General features: G+C 34.9%; 3 protein-coding genes and 1 pseudogene. 1 reads left to right on the top strand and 3 read right to left on the bottom strand.

What is annotated here, in order from left to right:
- The 3 genes from ACFFHF_RS02215 to ACFFHF_RS02205 form a co-directional block, all read right to left on the bottom strand.
- The coding region (locus ACFFHF_RS02215) for a SpoVA/SpoVAEb family sporulation membrane protein (protein WP_377057524.1) at nt 1-301 on the bottom strand (301 nt) is incomplete at its 3' end.
- Nucleotides 302-318: 17 nt separating this feature from the next.
- Entirely contained in the window at nt 319-774 is a 456-nt protein-coding gene (locus ACFFHF_RS02210) for a YhcN/YlaJ family sporulation lipoprotein (RefSeq protein ID WP_160549937.1), read from the bottom strand.
- A 77-nt stretch (nt 775-851) separates the two neighbouring features.
- Nucleotides 852-1058 carry a DUF1657 domain-containing protein gene (locus ACFFHF_RS02205; protein WP_160549936.1) on the bottom strand — a complete coding sequence of 69 codons (207 nt, stop codon included), beginning with the start codon at nt 1056-1058 and terminating at the stop codon, nt 852-854.
- Between the two features lie 1019 nt (nt 1059-2077).
- Here ACFFHF_RS02205 and ACFFHF_RS02200 point away from each other — a divergent pair.
- Nucleotides 2078-2491 (top strand): annotated as a pseudogene (locus tag ACFFHF_RS02200) (IS110 family transposase); the annotation flags it as partial.

Genomic DNA, 2491 nt, shown 5'->3' with positions numbered 1-2491 from the left:
CGGGTACAGCTGTTCCAGCCCCTCCAAATTGGGCCATTCGATCATATACACCAAAACCAGTAAGAAGCATCGTAATAAAAATTAACGTACCCACTGTCGGATTTCCGGCCGTTTGCTCAGTAAAATCAAAAAAATAAATGTAGAAGTCAGAAATACACTGACCGATCAGACAGATAAGACCACCAGTTATAAAGGCCTTTATACAATTTTTAACAACCGGTCTTTTAATCTCTCGTTGTTTTTGCAATTTTTGGTATTCCTGTTGCACAGGAGTAAGTTGTTTCTTTTGATTATTAGACATAACTCGATCCTTTCTCTTTATGTTTGTTCCTTCATTAGACTTTTCAGTTTATTTAAATCCTTTTTTAAGTTTTTCTCATTCGTATCGTTTTTTTTCAGTCTCTGTTCTATGTTTTCAAGTTCCCAGAACATTTTTTTATCACTCGAAACAAATACATTGTGATCTGGATACATTTTTTTTAAGTCAGATTTAACTGACTTCTCGATATTTTTTAATCGGAAACGGTTGAAATTTCTGACTTTTATCGCTACTAAAAGCTCATTATTTGTATTCACAGCCTTTACATCCGAAATTTCTTCCTTAGTGATAATCTTTTCTTTAGCATGATTGGCAACAGATTGATCAATTGGTTTACTTGTATGTACTTGTGAAATACTCAAATCATTATAATTATCTAACTGATTTTGGTTTCCGTTACACCCTGAACCCATTCCGATAAGGATTAAAATGAAAAATAATATTTTCACTTTCATGAAATCACCTCCATGTTTTACCAGTATTGGGATGCTAAAAAAGGTTGGCCTCTCAACCAACCTTTTCGCCATACTCATTATTGTTGTTTGTATTGAGGTTCTTCTTGTTCGATTTGTTGAACACGTGGTTCAACATTATCAATAACAGATTGGGTTTGTGTAGCAGCATCTTGATAAAGTTGCTTAGCTTGTTGATTATCCGTACTGAGAGCAAATGTTTCAAAGCTAGCTTGAGCGCTTTTTAATCCTGCTAAAGCTGTTTTAACGTCATTGATGACTGTCATGAATAACACCTCCTATATTTTATTTTGACCTTTATTAGATTGCAGTATTAAAAGATTTTTATTCATTGAATTTTATCAGACTTTAAATATTTAAAAATTTAGATATGTAATTTTCCACTGCTTTTGGAAAAGATACACATGTAAGAAAAAGCGATGAGAGGAGGATAGTGAAAATGGACAATTAAGTTATTAATAAACGGATTAAAATACAGAAAATTTATTCGTAGTTACTAGGTGTCTTGGAAATTGTTACATTGCAGGGAATTCCTTTTCAAACACAGTGAAGGACTTGTCAATGGAGTATTTTACAATTTGTTTGTCTCATTAATATTTTTTCAATAAACAAGAAAATGGTGAAAAAAGCGAGGTATACATTAGTAATGTACAAGGACTATACTGAAAATATTTTAGGAACAAAACCACGAGCTAGACATAAGAAAATAATTGAAAATTATTTAGATGAAAGTTTTACCAATCCTATCATACATAAGGAAATTCATGGTGATAAAGTCTATGTCCCCTTAGATTTAAACAGGGTCTGGAATAGGATAAATTAATATTTAGTTTAGCCACAAATACTCCCCACCTACGTATAGGTGGGGAGTATTTAATGCTATCTAGAGGTGGGGGGTCTTTAAAACTAGTCTAAAATACCTGCATATTTTTGACCGCTGTGTGGCAATCTACCTAAAGTGATTACAACATTGTTAACAGGAGGAAACATCATGCAACAAATGCAGACGGGTATGAATAATCAACAAGCACAAGCTTTAATGACACAACCGCCTGAAATAATGTCAACAAAGGATCATCTCTATGTAAACGATATGTTAAGCTGGAATTTACTTGCGATGAAGAAAATGCATTTTTTCGCTCAACAATGTCAAAATCCCGAAGTAAGAGCAGCACTTGAACAAGCTGGACAAATGCATGATCGACACTATCAACGGCTGCTTCAACAGATGCAACAGTATGTAACTCAACCTTCACAAAATATGAATCAATNAGGAGGACTCCATATGGATTTTAAACAAAATCATAAAATAAATCAAGTCACCGAAAAAACACTTGTAGTCGGAATCGACATTGCCAAGAGGATTCATTACGCTTGCTTTGTGGATGATCGCGGACGGGTGCTCCGAAAGTCATTCTCTGTTTCTCAGTCTCGAGATGGGTTTGAACTTTTCTATCAATGTATTCTAACTGAAATGAAAGAACACGAGAAAACGGAAGTCATCGTAGGGATTGAACCTACTGGCCATTATTAGCTCAATTTAGCCTATTTTCTAGAGGAACGGGGCATCCGCCTAGTTATGGCCAATCCTATGCATGTCAAACGGTCAAAAGAGTTAGATGACAATCTGCCAACCAAACATGACCGCAAAGATGCGCTGGTAATCGCTCGACTCATAAAAGATGGGCGCTTCAGTTAT

The sequence above is a fragment of the Robertmurraya beringensis genome, from assembly GCF_042433785.1.
GTDB lineage: Bacteria > Bacillota > Bacilli > Bacillales > Cytobacillaceae > Robertmurraya_A > Robertmurraya_A beringensis.
The sequence above is the reverse complement of the archived record's forward strand: the minus strand, read 5'-3'. Positions and strand labels throughout refer to the sequence as shown.